Source organism: Methylophaga sp. SB9B, from assembly GCF_004832235.1.
Classification (GTDB): domain Bacteria; phylum Pseudomonadota; class Gammaproteobacteria; order Nitrosococcales; family Methylophagaceae; genus Methylophaga; species Methylophaga muralis.
Window position 1 is genome coordinate 45,611 of the sequence record NZ_SSXS01000011.1, and the last position, 22,896, is coordinate 68,506.

The following is a 22,896-nucleotide window of genomic DNA, read 5'->3' on the forward strand; positions in this document are numbered from 1 at the left end:
AACCTAGAATAAGAAGTAACGCTGTGCCATCGGCAGTTCGGTTGCCGGTTCACAGATTAATAACTCGTCATCGGCCAGCACCTGATAGGTTTCCGGATCCACCTCAATCTTGGGCGTGGCATCGTTGAATACCATATCTTTTTTGCTGATATTTCGGCAGTTTTTCACGGCGACCAGTGGCTTTTGTAAATCCAGTGCCTTGACCGCCGGATTCGATAAAGCGGCTTGCGAAACAAAGGTTAATGAGCTTTTCAAGGCTTTACCAAAACTGCCAAACATGGGCCGATAATGCACGGGCTGTGGTGTCGGGATAGACGCATTGGGATCGCCCATCGCCGCTGCTGCAATCATGCCGCCTTTTAATATCAGGGTCGGTTTTACCCCAAAAAACGCCGGACGCCATAACACTAAATCAGCAAATTTACCGGCTTCAATGGAACCGACTTTATGCGAAATACCGTGGGTTATCGCCGGATTAATGGTGTATTTGGCAATGTAACGTTTAATCCGGAAGTTATCGCAATCACCCTCTGCGCGTTCGGCATCCTCTTTCAGCGGACCACGCTGAACTTTCATTTTATGCGCGGTCTGCCAGGTGCGAATCACTACTTCACCAACACGCCCCATCGCTTGAGAGTCCGATGACATCATCGCAAACGCACCGGTGTCATGCAGAATGTCTTCTGCGGCAATGGTTTCGCGGCGAATACGTGATTCGGCAAATGCCACATCTTCGGCAATCGACGGATCCAGGTGATGACATACCATCAGCATATCCAGATGTTCATCCAGGGTATTGATGGTAAACGGTCTTGTTGGATTGGTTGATGAAGGCAATACATTGGAAGAACCAATGGCTTTAATAATATCCGGTGCATGGCCGCCACCGGCACCTTCAGTGTGGAAAGTATGAATGGTGCGGCCTTTAAAAGCGGCCAGGGTGGTTTCGACAAAGCCCGACTCATTTAACGTATCAGTATGAATTGCCACCTGAATATCCATCTCATCCGCTACGGACAAACAGTTATCAATCGCCGCGGGTGTGGTGCCCCAGTCTTCATGTAATTTCAGACCGATAACTCCGGCTTCTACCTGCTCTCTGGCTGGTTGTGGCTGAGACACATTGCCTTTACCGAAAAACCCCAGATTCATTGGAAAAGCTTCGGCAGCTTCCAGCATCCGGTGAATATGCCATGGTCCGGGTGTACAGGTGGTTGCATAAGTACCTGTTGCCGGACCAGTTCCACCACCCAGCATGGTGGTAATACCCGACATTAAGGCTTCTTCAATCTGTTGCGGGCAGATCCAGTGAATATGACTATCAATGCCGCCAGCAGTGAGGATCATGCCTTCACCGGCAATAATTTCGGTACCGGCACCTATCGGGATGGTGACATTGGGTTGAATATCTGGATTACCGGCTTTGCCAATAGCCCAGATATGGCCATCTTTAATCGCCACATCGGCTTTGATAATGCCCGTCACCGCATCAATAATCAGTGCATTGGTAATCACGGTATCGGCCACTTCACTGGCGACTAACTGGGATTGCCCCATACCATCACGAATAACTTTACCGCCACCGAACTTTACTTCTTCACCATAGGTGGTCAGATCCTGCTCGACTTCAATCCATAATTCGGTATCGGCCAGCCGGACTTTATCACCCACCGTGGGGCCAAACATTTCGGCATAGGCTTGCCGGTCAATTTTTAGACTCATCACAATGCTCCCATAACGCGGCCGGCAAAGCCGTAAACCTGACGTAACCCGGATAACGCGACCAATTCAACAGTGCGGGTCTGGCCAGGCTCAAACCGGACAGCGGTACCAGGGGCAATATTCAAGCGAAAGCCATAAGCCAGTTGCCGATCAAACTGCAACGCATCGTTGACTTCAAAAAAATGATAGTGAGAACCAATCTGTACTGGTCGGTCGCCGCTGTTAGACACATCAATTGTGACCCGGTCACGATCTACATTCATCTGCAAATCGCCCGCTTTTACTCGCATTTCACCTGGAATCATTGTCAGTGTCCTCAGATAATTGGGTTATGCACGGTCACCAGTTTGGTGCCATCAGGGAAAGTGGCTTCGACCTGTATTTCCGGCAGCATTTCAGCAATACCATCCATCACATCATCCCGTGTCAGCAATGTCGCGCCAAAATCCATCAGTTCAGCAACCGTTCGGCCGTCTCTAGCGCCTTCCATAATCGCAGCAGAAATATAGGCCACCGCTTCCGGGTAATTCAGTTTCAAACCACGGTCTTTACGGCGTTCAGCCACCAACGCCGCGGTAAAAATCAGTAATTTATCTTTTTCTCTAGGGGTCAGTTCCATTGTTTTTCCAACCTTTTTTATCAGTCTAGGTGGCCCATATGCGTGGTCGAATGGCCTGGCGGTTGCCATACCAGGGACGCAAGCAGTGCCATAGTTTTTCAAAATAGATTTTGGCTTCCTGAGCACAAGGCCCGATGTAACGCGCGGTAAAAATATCCGGTAGCGCCGAGACACCGTAAGTCGCTGTCGAATCCAGCGTTATCTGTTGGCAATCCTTCAGGATCTCTGCGGGAGTATTGCCTGCTGCCACTACTAAACTGCCAAACACCACTTGGGATCGTAATCCTGCAATCGACGTTAACAATGCACTGTCGGGTTTTAATAATGCCGTTTCATTCCAAATCAGTTTGCTGTCACGCTTAATAGATAACTGTTGGCGAAAACGTCCGCTATTCCAACGTTCGCCACTAGCTTGCCGGCCCAGACAAACCACTTCCCATCCGGCAAATACGGCATTTTCAGTGAGTTGAATTTGAGTATTCAACGCCACATCAGCGCCATCAAACACGATATTTTCCTGTGGTAACCATTCCAGCTGACTATTTTCAGCCACTGTCATTGCAATATGTTGACTGGCCCGCCGACCAGCAGATTTATACCATTTAGTCGCACCGGGAGTAGTTAATAACGCAGATGAATCGCTTTGCATTTCTACCGTTAGCTGCAGGCTATCGCCACCTGCAACACCACCGGGAGGATGAATAATAACCCCATGAGCCGGATTGTTACCTTCGGGGTAGAGAATTTTTTGAATGACTAACGGGCCATGATGCTGGCGGCGAGCCAGAATAGTTTTAGCGGAGCGGCTATCGAATATCAGTTTCAGACTGGCATCCCAGCCAGTCATCAACTGATTAATTGCAGGTTTTTCAATTTGTTGGGTTATCGGTAAAACTGGTTCTGAGCGCACATTCATGCCAACACACTCCTTCATGTTGGGTAAAGAGCAACACAAACCATCATCAAAAACAATTTTTTTTAAACCGTCAGATACTTTTTGATCATCGCCGCATCAACGTCAGCACGCATATCCTCATGAATAAACTTGCCTTTTTCAATCACGATAATCCGGTCAGCGATTTCCATGGTGAAACTCAAAACCTGTTCGGAGACGATAATAGTGATTTCACGCATTTTGCGGATTTCGTTTAACACCTTGGCAATATCTTTGATGATCGACGGTTGAATACCCTCTGTTGGCTCATCAAGTAATAAAACTTTTGGGTTGGTAACCAATGCCCGAGCGATGGCCAACTGTTGTTGCTGACCACCCGACAAGTTACCACCCTTACGATGCCGCATATCATGCAGTACCGGAAACAATGCAAAAATCTCATCCGGAATCGATTTCATTTTAGAAACCTGCAAACCGGTTTCGATATTTTCCTGCACCGTCAGATTCGAAAAAATCATCCGGCCTTGTGGCACATAGGCAATGCCATTCGCCACACGTTGATGACTTTCCATGCCGCCAACACTGACCCCTTCAATACTGACCTTATCCGCCTGACTCGGCAGAATGCCCATCAAGGATTTGAATAACGTGGTTTTACCCATGCCATTGCGGCCCATAATCGCCAATGTTTCATTTTTGTCGACTTTAAAGCTGATGTCATGAATAACCTGGCTTTGGCCATAACTTACTTGTAAATTTTCTACTTCAAACATGGTTAATCTCCCAGCTTAAAATCAATGCCCAAGATAGACTTCAATGACCTTTTCATCCGCCTGCACCTTCTCCATCGTACCTTCAGCAAGGATTTTCCCTTGATGTAGTACGGTGACTTTGCGGGCGATCTTTTTGACGAATTCCATATCATGTTCGATAACTATTACCGAACGGTTTTCGCAGATTCGGTTAAGTAACTCAGCCGTTTCGTCACGTTCCTTGGCACTCATGCCGGCCACTGGCTCATCGAGCATCAATAATTCCGGGTCCTGCATCAGCAACATGCCAATCTCCAGCCATTGTTTCTGACCGTGACTGAGAATCGCCGCCTCGGTATCGAGAAAGTTTTCCAGCTGAATTTCCTTAGCCACTTCATTGACACGCTTGATAACTTCATCGGTAGTTTGGAAAAACAAACTGCCAAAAACGCCACGACCTTCTGGATAAGAAACTTCCAGATTCTGATACACCGTCAGGTTTTCATAGATTGATGGCGTTTGAAACTTGCGGCCGATACCGGCACGCACAATTTCATGTTCTGCCATTTTGGTCATTTCTTTGTTTTTAAAGCTGATTGAGCCGGAACTGGATTTGGTTTTACCGCAAATCAAATCCAGTAACGTGGTTTTACCGGCACCATTAGGGCCGATAACCACTCGCAACTCATTTTTGTCGATATACATGGTTAATGAATCAACCGCCTTGAAGCCATCAAACGAAACCGTGAGATCTTCAATCGCCAATAAAAAATCGGTAGTGGTGGTCATGATTTGGCTCCCTCAGTTGTCGATTCAGGTTCAATGGTCGATTCAGATTCAATTTTGGCTGGTGCGGATTTTGTTTCCGCATTTGTAGAACTGTTCACTAATGGCCGCAAAAATGGCACTTTCGGTGCATATTTATTCCAGATACCCGCCAGTCCGTTCGGGAAGAACATAACCACTGCGATAAACAAACCGCCCATCAGGAACAACCACATTTCCGGGAAGGTTTCTGAAAAGCCGGTTTTACCAAAGTTGACCAACAAGGTGCCGTAAACCACACCGATTAATGACATGCGTCCACCAACAGCGGCAAAGATAACCATCTCAATCGACGGCACAATGCCGACAAATGAAGGTGACATAAAGCCAACCTGCAGCGTAAACATCGCGCCACCAATGGCTGCAATTACCGCAGACACACAGAACACAAAAATCTTGAAGTTAGAAACGTCGTAACCGGAAAAGCGCACCCGATCTTCTTTATCTTTCATCGCCAACAGCAATTGGCCGAACTTACTGGTCAGGATGAACTTGCTCAGCATGATGACGCCAAGCAGCAATAAAGCATTAATAAAGTAGAGCGTTAACTTGGCTGAATCAGTACGAATATCCCAGCCATTAAGGGTTTTTAAATCGGTAATACCATTAATACCACCGGTATAACCTTGCTGACCGACGATTAACACGGTCAGGATCACCGCGATAACCTGAGTGATGATCGCAAAGTACACCCCGCCCACCCGACGTTTAAACATTGAATAACCAATGATGAAAGCAAAGATCGATGGCACCAGAATGATCGCTAGTAAGGTAAAGGTAAAACTCTCAAAAGGTATCCAGAACCATGGCAGTTCATACAGCTGATTCCAATCCATAAAATCAGGAATACCCGGTGTAGTCTGGATCTTGGTGCTTTCAGGATCGGAAGCTTCCAGTTTTAGGAACATGGCCATGGCATAACCACCCAGACCAAAGAACACACCTTGTCCCAAACTTAAAATACCGCCGTAACCCCATAACAACACCAGACTGACCGCCGCAAAGGCGAAGGTTAAATATTTACCGACCAGATTCAACCGGAAGGCATCCAGAAACAGCGGGAAAATCACCAAAATCAGGATGGCCAGAATGGCAATGGCCAACGCCCCGTTCTTACCGCCCAAAAATCGCTCATAGACAAAATTCATCATTATCTCCTGCTAATTATTTACGAACTTTGGAAGAGAACAAACCTTCAGGGCGAATCATCAAAATGATGATTAGCGTCAGCAGTGTCAGGACTTTCGCCATTGAGCTGCTGATGAAGAATTCAAGAATGGATTGTGCCTGTGCAATGGTAAACGCTGAGGCAATGGTGCCGAACAAGCTGGCTGCACCACCAAACACCACGACCATGAACGTATCAACGATATATAAGGAACCAGAGGTCGGCCTGTTGAAGCAATGGTGGTAAAGGCTGCACCGGCAATACCGGCAATACCGCAACCTAAAGCAAAGGTCAGTCGGTCAACCCGTTTGGTGTTGATTCCTACTGCTCCACTCATTACGCGATTTTGTGTAGTGGCACGCACATTCAGCCCCCATGCTGAGCGATACATCAGCAGAAATACACCAAGTGTCACGAAACCAGTTAGACCCAATACAAACATACCGTTAATTGGAATAAAGATAGAATCGGTTGGCATCCAGGACCCCATTAACCAGTCCGGCAATGTTGGGCTGACTTCGCGTGCTCCAAAAAAGGAGCGAAATGATTGTTGCATAATCAGACTTAAACCCCAGGTCGCCAGCAGCGTATCCAAAGGTCGTTTATAGAGATGCCTGATTAATACATATTCTGTTAAATAGCCGAATGATCCCGCCACAATGAATGACGCAACGATTGCTATTAAAAAGTAGTAATTCATTAACTCAGGAAAATACGTTTGTGTCATGACTGAGAGTAGATAAGTCGTATAAGCCCCCATCGCCATAAATTCGCCATGGGCCATATTGATGACGCCCATCTGCCCAAAGATGATTGCAAGACCCAGCGCCATTAACAGCAGTACGCTGAACAAGCTAATCCCAACAAAGCCTTGCATGGCCAGAATTGAAGTCAATTCTTGTAATGAAAAGTCACCCATAACGGATACTCCGATGCATTTTCCGATTAATCAAAGAGTGGATTCACACTCTGTCCTTCTTTCACCCAGACAGGCTGGTCAAAATTGACCAGCCTGTGTTTAGCGAATGGTTTAATTCGATCTATTGGTAACCTTCTGGGAATGGGTTTGGCTCAATCAGATCTGATTCAAATACTACGGTTGCCTGACCATCACGATTCCATTGACCGATGCGGGTTTTACTCCACAAGTGATGATTAGGATGCAGCTTGACGTAACCTTCTGGTGCAGTGTCCAGTTCGATTTCACCAGTTCTGGAAACTTCTACGATTTTGTCGATATCGAAGCTGCCAGCTTTTTCAACCGCTGCTTTCCATAACCAAGGGCCAAGGTAAGCCGCTTGAGTTACGTCACCGATAACGCTGTCTGCACCGTGCATTTCTTTAAATGCTTTTACAAACTCAACGTTGTTCGGGTTATCCAGGCTTTGGAAGTACTTCATTACTGAGTAGAAACCTTCCAGGTTTTCACCGCCGATACCCAATACTTCATCTTCAGTAACCGACAGAGTCAGCAAGGTTTGGTTTTTAGAGGTGATACCTGCAGCATTCAGCTGTTTGAACCAGGCAACGTTACTGCCACCAACTACTGCAGCAAAGATAACGTCAGGTTTTCTCAGACGGATACGGTTGATGATTGAACCGAACTGAGTGTCACCTAAAGGTTTGTACTCTTCACCAACCACTTGACCGCCCAGCACTTTTTCAATGTGGATACGCGCAATTTTCATTGAAGTACGTGGCCAGATATAGTCAGAACCAATCAGGAAGTATGTTTTGGCACCTTTTTCTTCAGCGACCCAATCCAAACCTGCCAGAATTTGTTGTGTTGCTTCTTGACCGGTGTAGATAACGTTTTTGGATTGTTCCAAACCTTCATAGAAAGTCGGGTAATACAAAATGCCGTTTTCTTGCTCAAAGATTGGTAATACCGCTTTACGTGATGCAGAAGTCCAGCAACCAAATACCGCTGCTACCTTGTCATTACGTAACAACTTGCGTGATTTTTCAGCAAAAGTCGGCCAGTCACTGGCGCCATCTTCCTGAATGATCTTGATTTGACGGCCGAGGATACCGCCGCTTTCATTGATCTGTTTAATTGCCAGTTTCTCAGCTTCCTGAGCACCGGTTTCACTGATCGCCATGGTGCCGGTCAATGAATGCAAAATACCTACTGTTACTGTGTCATCGGTTACTGCCAGACCCGTGGTGTTGACTTCAGCAGTCGGATAATCCGCCGCCATTGCTGTGCTGGTAATAAAACCAGCCGCTACCATTGCACTAAGCAGTGCGCCGGTTTTGCCTAAAAATTTTCGTCGACTAAAGTAGCTCATCGTGTATCTCCTGTTAACAAATTAGAGTGAACAGCATTGTTCCGAACGGTTTTGTTTTTTTGGGGGCTCAATGACCGAGCATCCAGGGTCTTGCGGTTTTCTTTGTCTGCATCATCAAGCCATTAGGGTTACTTTTGGCTTGTGCTGCCGCTTTGGATTTGTCGGCTGAATCCGTTTTGCAAGTGTGGGTTCCTGAGCAACCACAGCTGGAACGTCGCACTTGTTTGGGTTCATGGGCCGATTTTTCATTGCGCTCTTTAGCCACTCGAGTGTTACGGTCCATCAGCGCGAGATAGGGTGCGGTAATAATCCGCACCGCCATCTCGCCACATTCAACACATTCGACGGATTCACCGGCTTCGCTCATTTTGCGAAGAGCGCTGAAGTCGCCACAGTGTTCACATCGGTAGTCATATATCGGCATAACGTAATGTCCCGTCTTAAGATGTAGAACTTAAGTCAAAGCCCTGAGTGACAAATTGCGATGGGCCATCTGCCGTCGGGTTAATGTTGAAATCAAAGATTTCAGTCGGGATCCACAACGTGGCACAGGCATTCGGAATATCTACCACGCCGCTAATATGACCTTGAACTGGAGCGGTACCTAAAATGGATAGTGCTTGCTCACCTGTGTAGCCGAATTTCTTCAGATACTCGATGGCATTGAGACACGCTTGACGATAAGCAACATGTACATCCAGGTAATGCTGTTTGCCCTGTTCATCAACCGAAATACCTTCAAACATCAAGAAATCACTGTAAGTCGGTGTTAAAGGACTGTTTTTGAACAGTGGATTTTTGATGCCGTATTTCTTCACGCCATCTTTGATCAGGCTGACTTTGATATCGAGATAGCCGGCCATTTCAATGGCACCACAGAAAGTGATTTCGCCATCACCTTGAGAAAAGTGAAGGTCGCCCATTGATAAGCCACCATCTTTCACATAGACCGGGAAGTAGATTTTCGAACCTTTGGTCAAATCCTTGATATCGCAGTTACCACCATGTTCACGAGGCGGTACGGTGCGAGCACCTTCTTTTGCTGCTTTGGCTGCTTCATCACCTTTTAAACGGCCCATTACTGCAGCTTGTTCATTAGGTGGCAATGCTAAAGGCGGAACACGATCCGGCTCAGTTGCAATCAATTCCGCTTCACGTTTGTTCCACTCTTCCAGCATTTCTCGTGATGGCAGACAGCCAATCAAACCAGGATGCATAATGCCGGCGAATTTAACGTTCGGCACATGACGTGAAGTGGTGTAAATACCGTGGAAATCCCAAATGGATTTACGAGCTTCAGGGAAGTGATCGGTTAAAAAGCCACCGCCGTTCTCTCTAGAGAAAAAGGCGTTGAAACCCCATTGCGAATCTTCAAAGGTGCCGACATCCAGGATATCTACCACCATCAAATCACCAGGCTCTGCACCTTCAACCCCAATCGGGCCGCTGAGGTAGTGGACTTGTAATAAGTCCACATCTCGAATGTCATTGGCGCTGTCGTTGTTACCGATCTGGCCACCGGTCCAATCCATACATTCCACACGGAATTCATCGCCCGGTTTGACCATGGCAATCATCGGAATATCAGGATGCCAGCGATTATGGATTTGTCCGTCCTGTTCCCAGGGTTTTTTATCTAAATCAAGTTTTACTAAGGTTTTCATCTGTATCTCCTACGTTGAAGAAACGTTTTGCTATTGAATCCGGGAATTAAAATTGCAGCTGCATTGAAACGACGAATTGATCTTGATCAGCTAAACCTTCTCTTTCCAGATCGCGATAAACGGCGGTAAGGGATGCGTTGTAACCATCAATGATGTAGTTCACACCAAAATCTGTACGCTTGGTTTCGCCAGCATCAGAATCAAAATTTTGGTAACGAACGAATGGCATGAATTGACCCCAACCGACTTTTTCCTTGAAGATAAAACCAGTACTTACGTAATAGGCATCACCTTGTTCTGAAAGGAAAACATCATCAGTGTCATAGTCGAAGTAGGCGGCCTCCAGCGATACTGCACCTGGAGCAAATTTTTTCTCTACGAGTAAATCCACTGTCCACTGCGAGTAGTCACCCACTGCACTTGCTGATGCGGCGCCATCACCTTTGTAACGACCAGCCACACCAATGGTGAATATATCTTTGGTGCCCAGGTAGTTACCTGTACCGTAATAACCTGGCTCTTTATCCCAGAAGCTGTATTGCAAACGACCGGCATACATCAAATCATCATCTTGGTCGGAATTATTGGTGACATCGTCGACACCACTAAACTCAAAGATCTTGTCAGCTTCAAAGACACCGAATGAATAGGCTAAACGCTGATCAAATGCAGTGGCGACTAACGCCACACCATCATCACGGCCGATGGTGCCGCCATTCCAGCCATAGCGAGCAGTAATGTTTGCCCAATAACCGTCACCTGATGTGTAGTAAGGACCAGCCATATTGGCGCGGCTACTCGGCGAGAGGAACCGACCTGCCCAGATCGCCATATCAGGAGTGAATTGAAAAATACCTGCGGCATCAATAATCTGGAAAGAATCATTACCACCTGATTTTTCTGAGTTGAACATACCTTTGATGTATTTGTTTAATGAACCCGCAACGTATAAACGAGCGCTATCCAATTCAAAGTCGTTTGTGTTGCCACCATCATTTGCAGCATCTTCAATGTTGCTGTAACTGCCACGCAGGCCAAATCCAACACTGATGTACTGATCTTCACCAAAGGTAATAGTGCCTGCAGCATGAGTAGTGGCTATTGGAGCTAATGTAGCGGTTGTGGCCAAGGCGACCAGATATGCAACTTTGTTCAGTTTTTTCATTTTTCTTCTCCCGAAAATCTCACCAGAATAAAAAGCGTCGTTGTTGAATTCGCCCCGGTGCTCATCAACCATTAAGTTCGAGAGCAATATTAGTCAGCTGGGTCTGCTGCTTAAATACGTCAAATTGCGTACATGGGTTACGTAGGGTTTCAGTTACTCTTTGAGCAAGTGTTCAAACAACAGATCGTTAAGGAGGAAAAATGAAACACCAATCCATTCACACTATTGGCGCATTCTGCTTAATGAGCAGCGTTTTACTACTGTCAGGCTGTGGCGGTGAATTCAGCTATAAACGCGGTGCGACAGCGAAAGATTTTCAGAGTGAAAAACAACGTTGTGAAACCGTGGCGAGCTCTGAAAAAGAGATTGATGAATGTCTTCAGCAACAAGGCTGGCTGGTCGTTGGTCCAGATAAGCCATTTCTCCCTCTGAGCCGTGGCGAGAGTAAAACCATTGCTGTGGCCGGTGATGTTATGGAAGAAACAACAGACCAACCCGTCGATCCCATGGAAAAATTACAGGTTAATTCCTGGTGGCGGGCTGGCGCTGGTCCAGAAAAATTAATGAATGACAGTAACGCCTGTACCGCTGAATTAGGGGAGGAGCATTCACCCGAGGCCAATATGAGTCTAGTTACCCGAGGCTTATTAGGCTGTATGCAGAAAAAAGGGTGGGCTGTCCTTTTACAGCAATAAGGTTGTAGTGCTCGTTAAATATTGATGTGAGGACTGGAATACGAAGCTGTTTGGAATTAGGGCATAACTATTGCAGTCCCACCTTTATTACTATCCGAAGAAGGGGAAATGAGCATGATGCAGCTGTGGCGTGATTATGATCCCGGTGAGTTCTATGATGAGCTGATGTACGATCAGCATCAGCCCAGACACTTCAGTTACAAGTTGCTGGATTATCTGAAATCCATGCGTAAAGAGGCATTCGAACAACGCATTGTCGACTCTGAACTCGAAATACTGGAACGTGGTATCACCTTCACGGTGTACAGCGATGCAGGCAATATAGATCGTGCCTGGCCCTTCGATATCATTCCCCGCATCATTCCCAAACGTGAATGGGACTGCACCGAAAAGGGGCTGGTGCAACGGATCCGTGCTTTAAATATGTTCATCAATGACATTTACAATGAAGGTAACTTCATTCGTGATGGACTGATTCCTGAAGAAGTCGTGCTGCAATCCAAAGGTTACCGCCCTCAATGTAAAGGCATGCAACCGGCGCATGGGATTTGGGCACATATTTGTGGTTCGGATTTAGTGCGTGATGACAACGGCACCATGTACGTGTTGGAAGACAATTTACGGGTGCCTTCCGGCGTGGCCTATATGCTGGAAAACCGCAAAACTACCAAGCGTGTGTTACCGGAATTATTCAAATTGCTGCATATCAGTCCGGTCAATGATTACCCTTCTCACCTTTCTGCCATGCTGGCATCACTGGCACCGGATATTGCACAACCTAATATGGTATTGCTGACACCAGGCATTTATAACTCAGCCTATTTTGAGCATGCCGCATTAGCCCAACAAGCTGGGCTAACCTTGCTGGAAGGCGCCGATCTGACTGTTGCCAATGATGGTTATGTGTATATGAAGACCATTCATGGGCTGGAACGGGTCGATGTCATTTATCGACGTATTGATGATGATTTTATTGATCCTCTGGTATTTCGTGAAGATTCCACCCTGGGCATACCCGGAATTATGCAAGCCTGGCGCGACGGTAAGGTCGCGATTGCTAATGCACCCGGCTGCGGTGTTGCCGACGATAAAGTCATCTATGCCTATGTTCCAGCGATGATCCGCTATTACCTTAATGAAGAACCTCTGTTACCAAACGTCCCTACCTGGATGTGTCGAGATCCCGACCAATTGCAGCACGTTCTCGACCATTTACCGGAACTTGTCGTCAAACCGGCTAATGAGTCCGGTGGATATGGCATGTTGGTGGGGCCGCATTCAAGCGAGGAAAAAATTGAGGAGTTTCGCCAGTTATTAATAGCTGATCCCAACAACTATATTGCTCAACCTACCCTCAAATTATCGGTATCCCCCACCAGTTGCGGCGATCACATTGCACCCCGTCATGTCGATTTACGGCCATTTATCCTGTCGGGTAAAGACAACTATGTCACGCCAGGTGGTTTGACACGGGTTGCTTTGGTCAAAGGTTCGCTGGTCGTCAATTCCTCACAAGGTGGTGGTAGTAAAGATACCTGGATAGTGGATGATTCATACTTTGGGGGGCTGAGCTAATGTTGTCGCGAGTTGCAGAACGTGTTTACTGGCTGGCCAGGTATTTGGAACGAGTGGAAAATACTGCCCGGCTCATCAATGTTCATACCGGTCTATTGATGGACTTACCTCGGGATGTTGAAATTGACTGGTTTACGCTGGTCACCATTTTTGATGCTGATATGTTCTATCACGCTAACTTTGATCAGATTAATGAAAATAATGTGATGCAATTTTTGCTGGCAGAACCTAACAATCCAATTTCTCTGCTTAATTCTCTATCGGCTGTTAGAGAAAATGCCCGGACTTCATTGGATATCCTGCCGGAAGAAACCTGGGAACAGGTGAACGAACTATATCTACTGGTTAAAAATGAAATGGCTGCGATCAGTAATCGTCGACGTCGTCAGCAATTGTTATTAACTATTATGGAACGCTGCCAAACGGTCTGGGGCATATTGGCTAACCATATGAGCCGAAACCACGCCTATCATTTCATGCAAACAGCTAAGCATCTGGAACGTGCGGATATGACCAGCCGGATTCTGGAGATGACTTCATTACTGATGGCTGAAAATCGAAGCGAATCCTTGCGGGCGGCCGAGGGCATTTTGTGGACACACTTATTACGCGCATTAAGTGCCCAGCAGATGTACACTCAAACGCATAGCTCATCCATGAATGCTGATGGCGTGTTAACCTTCTTAATTCGCGATGAAGCATTTCCACGGTCATTATTCTTCTCGTTGAAAGCGATTGGACGCTATATATGGCCTTTGCCGCAGTCCACCACAACATTGGAACATCATCAAATAATCATGTCCGAAATATTTACTGAAAGACTGAATGAGCTGCCTGCCGAGATGATCCATACCCGTATGGATGATTTACAGGCAAAACTCGCCAATTTGAGCAGTCAAATCAGTCAGCAATGGTTTCATCCAGATAGATCGGTTGCATGAGACGTTTTTATTGCCATTGCGGGCAAGAAATATTTTTTGATAATACTTACTGCAACAGCTGTAACAGTATTTTAGGTTTTGATCCTGAGCAGCAAAAGCTCATCAGTATCGAGCCTTACAAAGGCCAGTTTCGTTCGGTAAAAAATCCGGAAAAACGCTATAAACGCTGCGTGCATCATCAGCATCAAATGCAGTGCAACTGGTTATTGTCTACTGATGATCATTTTACTCAATGCCTGTCGTGCCGTTTGACGCGTGTGATTCCTAATCAGGTCTATCCTTATAACGTCAAACGCTGGGCAGTATTAGAGTCGGCAAAACGCAGGATGCTTTATGGCTTGCTCAGGCTTGGCTTACCGATTGATAACTGGCCAGCTGATGATATCCAGCGGTTGCAATTTCATTTCCTCGAAGATCAGATTAGCAATCCGATTGATGGTCACGAGCAGGTTTTAAGCGGCCACGCTGCCGGGGTCATCACATTAAATGCCTCTGAAGCTGACAATAGTTATCGCGAAGCTACGCGTGAGGCGATGAATGAACCTTATCGAACGCTATTAGGTCATTTCCGTCATGAAATTGGCCATTTTTATTGGGATAAATTGATTAAAGATCAGTCGATTTATAACGATTTTAAAGCATTATTTGGTGATGATACCGTTGATTATCCACAAGCTTTAGCTGCTTATTACGAGGCTGGCCCTCCCGAAGATTTTCAGCAGGAATATATTTCAGCCTACGCCAGTGCACATGCGCTTGAGGACTGGGCCGAAACCTGGGCACATTATCTATTGATGCACGAAACACTTGAAACGGCAGTGGCGTTTGAGGTTATCAGACAACCCGAGACTGATCGGGAATTTCATGTGTGGTTATCGGAATGGATGCAATTGGTGCTGGTGTTAAACGCGTTAAATAGAAGTATCGGTAATTCCGATGCCTACCCGTTTGTGGTGTCAACCAAAGTACAAAAGAAACTGCAATTTATTCATGATTTGATGCACAGATAGTTAATCAATAACCACATTTTTCTTACTGTTCGCTGAATCGTGGCATCTCGGTAAAGGCTTGACGTAGTTTATCTCCCCAAGCCTTCCTTAACTCAATCAGATAAGGATGCTCTACTCCAAAGCGATAGTGAGTGCTTATATCGTAGCTATCCTTTTTATACATCAGCACTTCAATCGGTGGACCGACGCTGACATTACTCTGCATGGTGGAGTCCATTGAAATCAATGAGCAGGTTGCCGCATCAAGCAGAGAAGTATCCGGCCGGATAAAACGATCTAAAACCGGTTTGCCATATTTGCTTTCACCAATCTGCAGGTAGGGCGTCTCTTTAGAGCTGGTAATGTGATTACCTTGTGGGTAAATCATATACGCCTGTGGTGGACCGCCTTGAATTTGACCAGCAAGTAACAAAGTCGCTTCAGGGGCAAAACCTGACGCTTCATTTTCCGAATACCGGCGGATCCGACTGCTGAGAATTTCACCAATATAGTCAGCGGTATCCGATAAATAACTCAAGGTATTGAGATTTCGCGCCTGACTTTCATGAATATCACGATGGATCTGCTCTACCACAAATTGCGTGGTCGCCAGATTACCAGCACTTAATAACACTAAACAACGGTCTGCATGGGTTTCAAAACGTGTCATTTTGCTATAAGTACTCACCTGATCGATTCCTGCATTGGTTCGGGAATCGGATGTCAATACTAATCCGGCATCTAAGGTAATGGCTAAACAATAGGTCATACACGCCTCTGAAATAATCATGTCAAAGATAGTCGACATTGAGTTACAGAGCAATGCCCAATAAGGGTTATTTGAGACAGTTTTAGAAACTTGGTTGATTAAGCGTTATTTCACTTAAATTTTAAATTCGAATTCTGGCAATCAACGGCAGGTGATCTGAAGCTTGTTGTGCCAGATTGGATTTATGGACCAACAGCTCGGCTTGACAACGTTGTGGTGAAACCCAGATACGATCTAATGCAAAGATAGGCCATCGGGTTGGAAAAGTTGCTAAATGCGGTTGTTCATTAAAATGCCGATGCAGCCAGCGCAATGGCCTACCCCAGAGTAACCACTCATTCACGTCTCCTAACAAACAAGTGATATGCGCTTCCTGTTGTGATTTCAGCTGCAGCAATTGCTTAACCTGCCAGCGTCGCTCTGCCGGTTTCAGGCCTAAATGGGTAGCGATAATCTGTAGTTCGTAGCCGGCAACATCAAATGTCGCTTCAATTGCACCACGAGGCTCACATTTATCGACGCTTAAATCGATATGTTTGAAGGATGTTAAAGGCAGCCGAGTGAGTAAAGCATTGCCGTAATGGCGAGTTTCGCGAAACAAGGTAGGACCAGCAAGGGCTTCATGGCCTGTTTGATAGGCTAGATATTCCAATAAATCAAGATCATCTACACAATGATGCTCTACTTCCTGTAAAGCAATAATATCGGCATCAATCTCTCTTATAACAGCTGCAATTCTTGCAGGATCAAAGTGACCATCAGTACCAATACAGGCGTGAATATTATAAGTAGCAACGGTAAATGTATTTTGTTGTTTTATCTCGGTCACGTGTCTGTTGAAATTCTATTTAGCCATTTTTTAACACCATACATCAAGCCGCCGATGGCTAAAACGACGATTGCAAAAACAGCTATCTCAATTGGCTCGGGTTGTTGGACAACTCTCATCAGTGAATTGGCAAAAATCGTTATCGCCAAAATGCCTGGCAACATGCCGAACAAGGTTCCCAAAATAAAATCCTTGAGTTTTATATGAGATGCACCGGCTACCAGATTGATTAATGTAAAAGGCGCCACTGGAATAATCCTGACCGTAATAATGGCCAGCACACCATGATTAGCCAATCTTTTGGATAGGCGGTTTAATTTTGATCCCGCCATTTTAGAAATGCTTTTACGCCCTAGCCATTGGCCCACTATATAACCAAGAATGGCACTGAGCAATGAACCGGCAATAGCATAGATACTGCCGGGCCATGCACCGAAACTAATGGCAACCGTTACTACCAGCAAGGTCAACGGAATGGCGATGAGACCTGCAATCGCAAAAACCGTGATCACAATGATAGGGGTAAAAGGGTTATCGTTAAGAGTGCTGATCCACTGTCTCATATTTTCTGGGGTCAACCACTCATTTAACGGTGTCCATTTCCATAACGCTGTCAGTGCTATTACAGCAAGCAAAACCAGCGCCGCAATGATAATTTGTTTTTTGGGCGATTGCGGCTCGTCTATCGGTACCAGCTTACGGCTCATTGAAACAGAATCCACTGGACGCTCTGGATCTATGTAATCTGCTGTTGGGGTCAAACCATCGATACTGTCGTCTATTTCACAATCCAGCATGCGTAAGGTACGTGGTAAGTCGTCTCGGGCATCAAGCAATTTAATCAACGAGCCATGCTCGGCAAGCAGGCTTTCCAATTCAGACGCTTCAAGATCTAGATGCTCACAAAGCAAGGATTCCCGGAAAGCTTTTATCGCCTGCTGCTGATCATTATTTTCAGACTCAATGGCTAAATCACATTCACTATCCAAGCCCATTGAGCGGTTACTTAAATTTGCTGACCCCACCCGTAGCAAAGTGTTATCAACAATCATCAATTTGCTGTGCAGACTGATATAAATATCACCTAATGCTTCGTGATGCGGGTAACAAATTCTTAAACGACCATATTTATCGGCATCACATAGTTTGCGACTGACTCTTGAACGCAATACATCCATTGTATGTTGCTCCAGCCAGCCCCCTGTCATTTTAGGACAAACGATCACTACTTCAGGGCCATCGCTTTCCGATAATCGGTGGGCTAAAACCTCTGCGACTTTCCACGAAGTAAAATACTGATTCTCGATATAGATAAGCTTTTTTGCCGCGGCAACAGCATCAAGATACAAGGTTTCAACTTCGATGATTTCCGCTTGCTCATTGAATTCCGGCATAGTGCGGGCGATAGCAATATTCACTTTGTGAAAGTCGGGTTCGACCTCGCTTGGCCAAATATCTTCGTCATAATGTGGAGCTTGCTGCAGTTGCTGCCCGGTTGCTTTCTGCCATCGTTCTCGTGCCAACTCAGCAAGACTTTCTGCCACTTTGCCATCCACCAGCATCTGCATATCATGAAACGGCGGATAGGCGACATCATCAGGATCAATTCGCCGTTGATCTTCAGGGGCATGATCACGGGTGTCCCAGCGATGCTTACCGGGATCGATACCGCCGCAAAAGGCAATTTTGTCATCTATAACGACAATTTTTTGATGCTGTGAGCCGCCAAAAGGACATTCGCCATCAAGCTCGTAATGTAGACGCGCCTGTTTTTTCCAACTGGGACGAAACAGTGGCAGCCACTCTCTCTCAAGGGTATAAAGCATTGCCCAGTCCCAATTGAGAATGTACACATTTAATTCTGGTCTTTCGGCTAAAACCTTATGAATCAATTCACCTAATTCTGCGGGATGCTCTGTTGGGGTGTCACCTCGGATCAAAGTTAAGCGACTATCAATATCCCAAGCAAGAATATAAACACTATGTCGAGCTTGTTTGATAGCTTCATATAAAGCGCCAAAGTAATTTTCACCATCGACCAGCAATGCTGCACGATCGGCTTGCAGATAACGCCAGCAGTTTTCACCTGGACGAATAATTTTAGTTTCTTGCATAAATCGACACGAGCTCCCTGTCGAAGATCAAATATTGACCAAGACTAGCACAGCTACCAGCAGCGATTATTTACACAGGTTAATACCCAAGGAGAGGATTTTTCTGAATGGATGAATGACTCGAATAGAATCAAAGCAACACTAGCTTGATGTAATCGAAAGCCATAATTTTATTGGGGGATAACTCGATAATAGCCACTTTTCCCACGCATTAATAATGCTGGGGTATTTGCTGGTAATTGTTCTTCTGCTTTTTTAACGGCTTGTATCACGGCAATTTTATGGCCGTTTGGTTTATCCAGAATATATTCCACCCCAAGCTGTGACTTTAGCTTTTCATCAATAAATTGACCTGCCAGAGCTCCGCCCACCAAAGCAATAATGGTAATCGCCACACCTGCAGGATTGTCAGCCTGAGTAATACCATAGGCGGATGCACCAGCAACTGTAGCACCTACTGCTGCACCCCAACCTGGACGTTTATTACCCAGCCCTTCGATGGTGACCATTCGCGATGAAACGATCCAAACATCTTCAATGGCCATTATTTCGCCGACTTCTTCGCGATAATAATTACTCTGTGATCGTGATGCACAGCTGGTGATAAAGGGAATCATCATCAGCAAGATAAAGCACCATTTGCTTAAGTCACGAGACATATCGGGCTCCAATGGTATTAATTAACCAAACTACTTTGAGTTATTTTGTAACGATTAATTCAACAAGCCACAGATTCATTTAGCTTTAGGATTCTTTAGCCGGTTTTGCAGACCTTACTTGAGACTTCCATGCCGGCTCCAGTTCAAACTGTTGACACCAGCTTTGAATATCCGCGGCGGGCATTGGACGAGCAATTTGATAACCCTGGGCCAGTTCACATCCCATTGATAACAACATAAGACCATGCTCAACCGTTTCGACACCTTCAGCAACGACCTGGCGATTGAATGCCTTAGCCAAACTGATCACCCCTTCAACAATATTGTAATCATTGGCATCCACCAGCATATCCAGTACAAAACTTTGATCAATTTTCACCGTGTTTGCCGCCAGATGACGAAGATGAGTTAACGAGGAATAGCCGGTACCGAAATCATCAAGAGCAATCTGTACACCGACCAGCTGACGGCAATCATCAATAATTCGACTCAACATTTGCACATCACCCAGCGCACCACTTTCCAGAATTTCCAATTGCAATGAGGCAGGATGTATATCCGGATAGCGGCTTAAGGCTTGTTGTATCGATTCGATGAAGTTATTGGCATGTAAGTGATTTGCTGCAATATTGACACTCACCAATATTGATAAGCCTTTCTGTTGCCATTGCTGCAACTGCTGTAAAGCGGAATCGATGACCCACAGGCCCAAATCAAACTCCAGCTCGCTACCTTCCACATCAGACAGAAAGTCATTGGGATAGAGCAATCCGCGATCTGGATGCTGCCAGCGAATCAACGCCTCTACCGCAATAATTTCACCGGTTTTCATGTTGATTTCCGGCTGATAATGCAAAACAAACTCGTTGTTCAACAAGGCTTCGCGAAGACGTTGTATAACATTGTGCTTATGTACAACTTTTTGATTTATCTCTGGATTAAACAGTCTAAAAGTATTACGACCGGTGATTTTAGCCTGATACATAGCCTGATCGGCATGACGCAGCAGCGTGTCTAAATCAACATTATCCATGGGGTACAAGGCAATACCACTGGAAGCGCTGATCATGATGCGCAGATTATTTATCCAGTAGGGCTCTGCCAAAGTCTGATGCAATCGAGTAAGTAACTGCTCACACTGCTCGTATGAGTTAATATCCCTAAACAAAATAGCAAACTCATCACCACCAAAACGGGAAATTGTGTCTTCTTCCCGCACACTAGCCCGCAAACGATCAGCCACTTCAATCAACAACAAGTCACCAATGTTATGACCATGTGTGTCATTAACCGGTTTAAAGTCGTCCAGATCCAAAAAGCAAACACCCAACCAGGTACCTAACCGCTGGCTATGGATAACTGCCTGGGCAAATCTGTCGGCAAACAATATCCGATTAGGCAAATGGGTGAGCACATCATAATGGGCCATTAGCTCAAGCTTTTCCTGCTGTACCTTGGACTGAGTGATATCGGAAAACAAACCCACATAATTTTGCGTTTGTCCCTGCGGATCTTTCATCGAAGAAATCGTCAACATTAATGCATATAAATGGCCTTCTTTGTGACGATTCCAGATTGCACCTTGCCAGTAATTATTGTTTTCCAGGCTTTGCCACATTTGCTGAAAAAATGCATCGTCATGCTTGCCCGATTTCAACATGGCCGGGGTATTTTGTAGCGCTTCTTCAACGGAATATCCGGTAATTTCGCTAAAAGCTGGATTAACCTGCAGAATCCGGCTTTGCGTATCGGTGAGAACAATACCCTCATGTGCCTGGCTGAAAATCTGTTCTGAAAAATGGATTTGCTGTTCTGCCAATTTATGGGTAGTGATGTCATACACCACCAGCAGCAGTTCATTATTTACCGCATCATGTAACGGTGAAACTGAAAGCAGGGCTAACCGCTCACTGCCATCCAGACAGGTAATCCGAACTTCAACGGAACTATCTGGCAATGTTTTCACCCCTAGATTGGCATCCCACCAATCATTAATGGTTTTCAAAAAGTTTTTAGGGATGTTTGTTTTATTCCACCATAAAGCCAATGTCGGTAAATCATGCATGGAATACCCATAAAGCCCGGTAAATGCAGGGTTGATAAAACTTATCTTGCGATCTCGACCGACCAGAATGTAAGGAACCGGTGACGAATCAATTACCTGCCGAAATTTTAGATTAGCCAATGAGGAGGAAAACATAAACCGAACAAACGCTGTTAACAATGCAAAAATGGCTAGAGCAATTGCAAATATCAAGATTCGGGATTGCCACACAGCATTTTTGTTGGCATTCCAGCCACCTTTAGGCTGCCAGCCAGTGACCAATATCCTTCAGGCAAGGCAAGAGGCATGGTTAACGGATCATTTTCAAATAAGGCAGCATTACCAAAAAAAACTTCACCCTGTGCACCAAGACCATCTTTTCCACGGATAGCTATTTCTATAACTGAATCTTCAGCATTTAACCCAGATGCCTCAAAAAAAAGTCTCGGCATCGATGACCGCAGAAATGATGCCCCAGAAATACTCTTGCCCACTTTCATCTAAGAGATAAACGGGTATTCGGGTAATTAATCCCGTTCCGCCTTGTTTCAGTTCAAGTGGGCCTGCCAGAATGAGTTTTCGAGTAACTCGCGCACGTTCTGCAGCGTCTGCTTGGCTAGGTTCTTGCCGATAATCCAAACCAATCGCCTGCTCATTACCCGCCACTGGATACATATAGCGAATCACCATATCTGGTGCTGCAGCGATATTGCGTAATTGGGTGTGTTTGCCAATAAGATGACTCATGGCAATTTCAAACTGGGCCTGAGTTAATTCGGGATTAACCGCAAACAAGCCTGGCAAGCCTCTGACAATTTGAATGTGATTTTGTAAATTGGTGACCAGATTATTGTGGTATTGGCTTAATTGCTGTTGAACCTTGGACTGAAGAGCACTGGCTGTTCGATCCTGAATAACATGATCCAGATACGACGCCGCCACCAAAATCAGTAATGCGATGATGGCAATCATGCTATTAAAAACCAGTTTAGTTGCTATTAAAAATCGCATTAATCTTCCATTAGAACTATTTGCCAGCAAAGCATGTTCGGCTGGACACGTTACATTAAAGTCTCTGATTACACTATTTATAAAGATAAAAAATTAATTACCTAACGCTGTGGTTTACATCACAACGTGAGCCTTGTAATACAGGTTAACATTCAGAACCCATTTCTCC

The 22,896-nt window shown here is 45.5% G+C and carries 22 protein-coding genes and 1 pseudogene; 4 read left to right on the forward strand and 19 right to left on the reverse strand.

Annotated features, from left to right (window positions below; translation table 11 throughout):
- Positions 1-3: 3 nt before the first annotated feature.
- From ureC to E8Q33_RS11895, 12 genes and pseudogenes are all read right to left on the reverse strand, one after another.
- Positions 4-1,722, reverse strand: coding sequence for an urease subunit alpha (gene ureC, locus E8Q33_RS11840; protein ID WP_136554961.1), 1,719 nt, complete (start codon positions 1,720-1,722; stop codon positions 4-6).
- Positions 1,722-2,027: an urease subunit beta gene (locus E8Q33_RS11845; protein ID WP_136554963.1), complete on the reverse strand. Its 306-nt coding sequence runs from the start codon at positions 2,025-2,027 to the stop codon at positions 1,722-1,724. The genes ureC and E8Q33_RS11845 overlap by 1 nt, the downstream gene beginning before the upstream one ends.
- A gap of 11 nt (positions 2,028-2,038) precedes the next feature.
- Positions 2,039-2,341, reverse strand: a complete 303-nt coding sequence (gene ureA, locus E8Q33_RS11850; protein ID WP_069295847.1) for an urease subunit gamma — start codon at positions 2,339-2,341, stop codon at positions 2,039-2,041.
- 25 nt (positions 2,342-2,366) lie between these two features.
- A complete protein-coding gene (locus tag E8Q33_RS11855) occupies positions 2,367-3,257 on the reverse strand; it encodes an urease accessory protein UreD (protein ID WP_136554965.1) in 891 nt (296 codons plus the stop codon).
- 62 nt (positions 3,258-3,319) lie between these two features.
- A complete protein-coding gene (gene urtE, locus E8Q33_RS11860; RefSeq protein ID WP_136554967.1) occupies positions 3,320-4,009 on the reverse strand; it encodes an urea ABC transporter ATP-binding subunit UrtE in 690 nt (229 codons plus the stop codon).
- Between the two features lie 21 nt (positions 4,010-4,030).
- A complete protein-coding gene (gene urtD, locus E8Q33_RS11865; protein ID WP_069295845.1) occupies positions 4,031-4,777 on the reverse strand; it encodes an urea ABC transporter ATP-binding protein UrtD in 747 nt (248 codons plus the stop codon).
- Positions 4,774-5,964, reverse strand: a complete 1,191-nt coding sequence (gene urtC, locus E8Q33_RS11870) for an urea ABC transporter permease subunit UrtC (protein ID WP_247870080.1) — start codon at positions 5,962-5,964, stop codon at positions 4,774-4,776. Before urtC ends, urtD begins: the two co-directional genes overlap by 4 nt.
- 13 nt (positions 5,965-5,977) lie before the next feature.
- Positions 5,978-6,900: pseudogene (urtB, locus tag E8Q33_RS11875) on the reverse strand (urea ABC transporter permease subunit UrtB).
- Between the two features lie 121 nt (positions 6,901-7,021).
- Positions 7,022-8,272, reverse strand: coding sequence for an urea ABC transporter substrate-binding protein (gene urtA / locus E8Q33_RS11880; RefSeq protein WP_069295842.1), 1,251 nt, complete (start codon positions 8,270-8,272; stop codon positions 7,022-7,024).
- 67 nt (positions 8,273-8,339) lie between these two features.
- Positions 8,340-8,696 (reverse strand): FmdB family zinc ribbon protein, encoded by a 357-nt coding sequence (locus E8Q33_RS11885; protein ID WP_069295841.1) that lies wholly within the window; start codon positions 8,694-8,696, stop codon positions 8,340-8,342.
- Positions 8,697-8,712: 16 nt separating this feature from the next.
- Complete coding sequence (gene fmdA, locus E8Q33_RS11890; RefSeq protein ID WP_069295840.1) at positions 8,713-9,936, reverse strand: formamidase; 1,224 nt, start codon at positions 9,934-9,936, stop codon at positions 8,713-8,715.
- A gap of 46 nt (positions 9,937-9,982) precedes the next feature.
- The gene (locus E8Q33_RS11895) at positions 9,983-11,101 is read right to left on the reverse strand and encodes a porin (protein ID WP_136554969.1); all 1,119 of its coding nucleotides are present in this window, start codon (positions 11,099-11,101) and stop codon (positions 9,983-9,985) included.
- A 200-nt stretch (positions 11,102-11,301) separates the two neighbouring features.
- Here E8Q33_RS11895 and E8Q33_RS11900 point away from each other — a divergent pair, with 200 nt between their 5' ends.
- The 4 genes from E8Q33_RS11900 to E8Q33_RS11915 all read left to right on the forward strand — a co-directional run bounded on the left by E8Q33_RS11900 (position 11,302) and on the right by E8Q33_RS11915 (position 15,322).
- Positions 11,302-11,796 carry a hypothetical protein gene (locus E8Q33_RS11900; protein ID WP_136554970.1) on the forward strand — a complete coding sequence of 165 codons (495 nt, stop codon included), beginning with the start codon at positions 11,302-11,304 and terminating at the stop codon, positions 11,794-11,796.
- Between the two features lie 114 nt (positions 11,797-11,910).
- On the forward strand, positions 11,911-13,371 hold the full coding sequence (locus tag E8Q33_RS11905; protein ID WP_136554972.1) for a circularly permuted type 2 ATP-grasp protein: 1,461 nt from the start codon (positions 11,911-11,913) through the stop codon (positions 13,369-13,371).
- Positions 13,371-14,312: an alpha-E domain-containing protein gene (locus E8Q33_RS11910; protein ID WP_069295836.1), complete on the forward strand. Its 942-nt coding sequence runs from the start codon at positions 13,371-13,373 to the stop codon at positions 14,310-14,312. Before E8Q33_RS11905 ends, E8Q33_RS11910 begins: the two co-directional genes overlap by 1 nt.
- Complete coding sequence (locus tag E8Q33_RS11915; protein ID WP_136554974.1) at positions 14,309-15,322, forward strand: putative zinc-binding metallopeptidase; 1,014 nt, start codon at positions 14,309-14,311, stop codon at positions 15,320-15,322. The genes E8Q33_RS11910 and E8Q33_RS11915 overlap by 4 nt, the downstream gene beginning before the upstream one ends.
- 22 nt (positions 15,323-15,344) lie before the next feature.
- Here E8Q33_RS11915 and E8Q33_RS11920 read toward each other — a convergent pair whose 3' ends face one another.
- The 7 genes from E8Q33_RS11920 to E8Q33_RS16175 all read right to left on the reverse strand — a co-directional run bounded on the left by E8Q33_RS11920 (position 15,345) and on the right by E8Q33_RS16175 (position 22,727).
- Positions 15,345-16,070: a proteasome-type protease gene (locus E8Q33_RS11920; RefSeq protein WP_069295834.1), complete on the reverse strand. Its 726-nt coding sequence runs from the start codon at positions 16,068-16,070 to the stop codon at positions 15,345-15,347.
- A 121-nt stretch (positions 16,071-16,191) separates the two neighbouring features.
- Positions 16,192-16,899 (reverse strand): endonuclease/exonuclease/phosphatase family protein, encoded by a 708-nt coding sequence (locus tag E8Q33_RS11925; RefSeq protein WP_247870081.1) that lies wholly within the window; start codon positions 16,897-16,899, stop codon positions 16,192-16,194.
- Positions 16,896-19,013, reverse strand: a complete 2,118-nt coding sequence (locus E8Q33_RS11930) for a VTT domain-containing protein (RefSeq protein WP_136554976.1) — start codon at positions 19,011-19,013, stop codon at positions 16,896-16,898. The genes E8Q33_RS11925 and E8Q33_RS11930 overlap by 4 nt, the downstream gene beginning before the upstream one ends.
- Positions 19,014-19,183: 170 nt before the next feature.
- Positions 19,184-19,672 carry a hypothetical protein gene (locus E8Q33_RS11935; protein ID WP_136554978.1) on the reverse strand — a complete coding sequence of 163 codons (489 nt, stop codon included), beginning with the start codon at positions 19,670-19,672 and terminating at the stop codon, positions 19,184-19,186.
- 85 nt (positions 19,673-19,757) lie between these two features.
- Positions 19,758-21,857 (reverse strand): EAL domain-containing protein, encoded by a 2,100-nt coding sequence (locus E8Q33_RS11940; RefSeq protein ID WP_247870082.1) that lies wholly within the window; start codon positions 21,855-21,857, stop codon positions 19,758-19,760.
- A 68-nt stretch (positions 21,858-21,925) separates the two neighbouring features.
- Positions 21,926-22,168, reverse strand: coding sequence for a hypothetical protein (locus E8Q33_RS16170; RefSeq protein ID WP_247870083.1), 243 nt, complete (start codon positions 22,166-22,168; stop codon positions 21,926-21,928).
- Complete coding sequence (locus E8Q33_RS16175) at positions 22,149-22,727, reverse strand: CHASE domain-containing protein (protein ID WP_247870084.1); 579 nt, start codon at positions 22,725-22,727, stop codon at positions 22,149-22,151. The genes E8Q33_RS16170 and E8Q33_RS16175 overlap by 20 nt, the downstream gene beginning before the upstream one ends.
- Between the last annotated feature and the right edge of the window lie 169 nt (positions 22,728-22,896).

Coding starts and splice junctions, on each gene's coding strand:
- ureC (WP_136554961.1), bottom strand. CDS start 1,722: ATGAGTCTAAAAATTGACCGGCAAGCCTATGCCGAAATGTTTGGCCCC.
- E8Q33_RS11845 (WP_136554963.1), bottom strand. CDS start 2,027: ATGATTCCAGGTGAAATGCGAGTAAAAGCGGGCGATTTGCAGATGAAT.
- ureA (WP_069295847.1), bottom strand. CDS start 2,341: ATGGAACTGACCCCTAGAGAAAAAGATAAATTACTGATTTTTACCGCG.
- E8Q33_RS11855 (WP_136554965.1), bottom strand. CDS start 3,257: ATGAATGTGCGCTCAGAACCAGTTTTACCGATAACCCAACAAATTGAA.
- urtE (WP_136554967.1), bottom strand. CDS start 4,009: ATGTTTGAAGTAGAAAATTTACAAGTAAGTTATGGCCAAAGCCAGGTT.
- urtD (WP_069295845.1), bottom strand. CDS start 4,777: ATGACCACCACTACCGATTTTTTATTGGCGATTGAAGATCTCACGGTT.
- urtC (WP_247870080.1), bottom strand. CDS start 5,964: ATGATGAATTTTGTCTATGAGCGATTTTTGGGCGGTAAGAACGGGGCG.
- urtA (WP_069295842.1), bottom strand. CDS start 8,272: ATGAGCTACTTTAGTCGACGAAAATTTTTAGGCAAAACCGGCGCACTG.
- E8Q33_RS11885 (WP_069295841.1), bottom strand. CDS start 8,696: ATGCCGATATATGACTACCGATGTGAACACTGTGGCGACTTCAGCGCT.
- fmdA (WP_069295840.1), bottom strand. CDS start 9,936: ATGAAAACCTTAGTAAAACTTGATTTAGATAAAAAACCCTGGGAACAG.
- E8Q33_RS11895 (WP_136554969.1), bottom strand. CDS start 11,101: ATGAAAAAACTGAACAAAGTTGCATATCTGGTCGCCTTGGCCACAACC.
- E8Q33_RS11900 (WP_136554970.1), top strand. CDS start 11,302: ATGAAACACCAATCCATTCACACTATTGGCGCATTCTGCTTAATGAGC.
- E8Q33_RS11905 (WP_136554972.1), top strand. CDS start 11,911: ATGATGCAGCTGTGGCGTGATTATGATCCCGGTGAGTTCTATGATGAG.
- E8Q33_RS11910 (WP_069295836.1), top strand. CDS start 13,371: ATGTTGTCGCGAGTTGCAGAACGTGTTTACTGGCTGGCCAGGTATTTG.
- E8Q33_RS11915 (WP_136554974.1), top strand. CDS start 14,309: ATGAGACGTTTTTATTGCCATTGCGGGCAAGAAATATTTTTTGATAAT.
- E8Q33_RS11920 (WP_069295834.1), bottom strand. CDS start 16,070: ATGACCTATTGTTTAGCCATTACCTTAGATGCCGGATTAGTATTGACA.
- E8Q33_RS11930 (WP_136554976.1), bottom strand. CDS start 19,013: ATGCAAGAAACTAAAATTATTCGTCCAGGTGAAAACTGCTGGCGTTAT.
- E8Q33_RS11935 (WP_136554978.1), bottom strand. CDS start 19,672: ATGTCTCGTGACTTAAGCAAATGGTGCTTTATCTTGCTGATGATGATT.
- E8Q33_RS16170 (WP_247870083.1), bottom strand. CDS start 22,168: ATGCCGAGACTTTTTTTTGAGGCATCTGGGTTAAATGCTGAAGATTCA.
- E8Q33_RS16175 (WP_247870084.1), bottom strand. CDS start 22,727: ATGCGATTTTTAATAGCAACTAAACTGGTTTTTAATAGCATGATTGCC.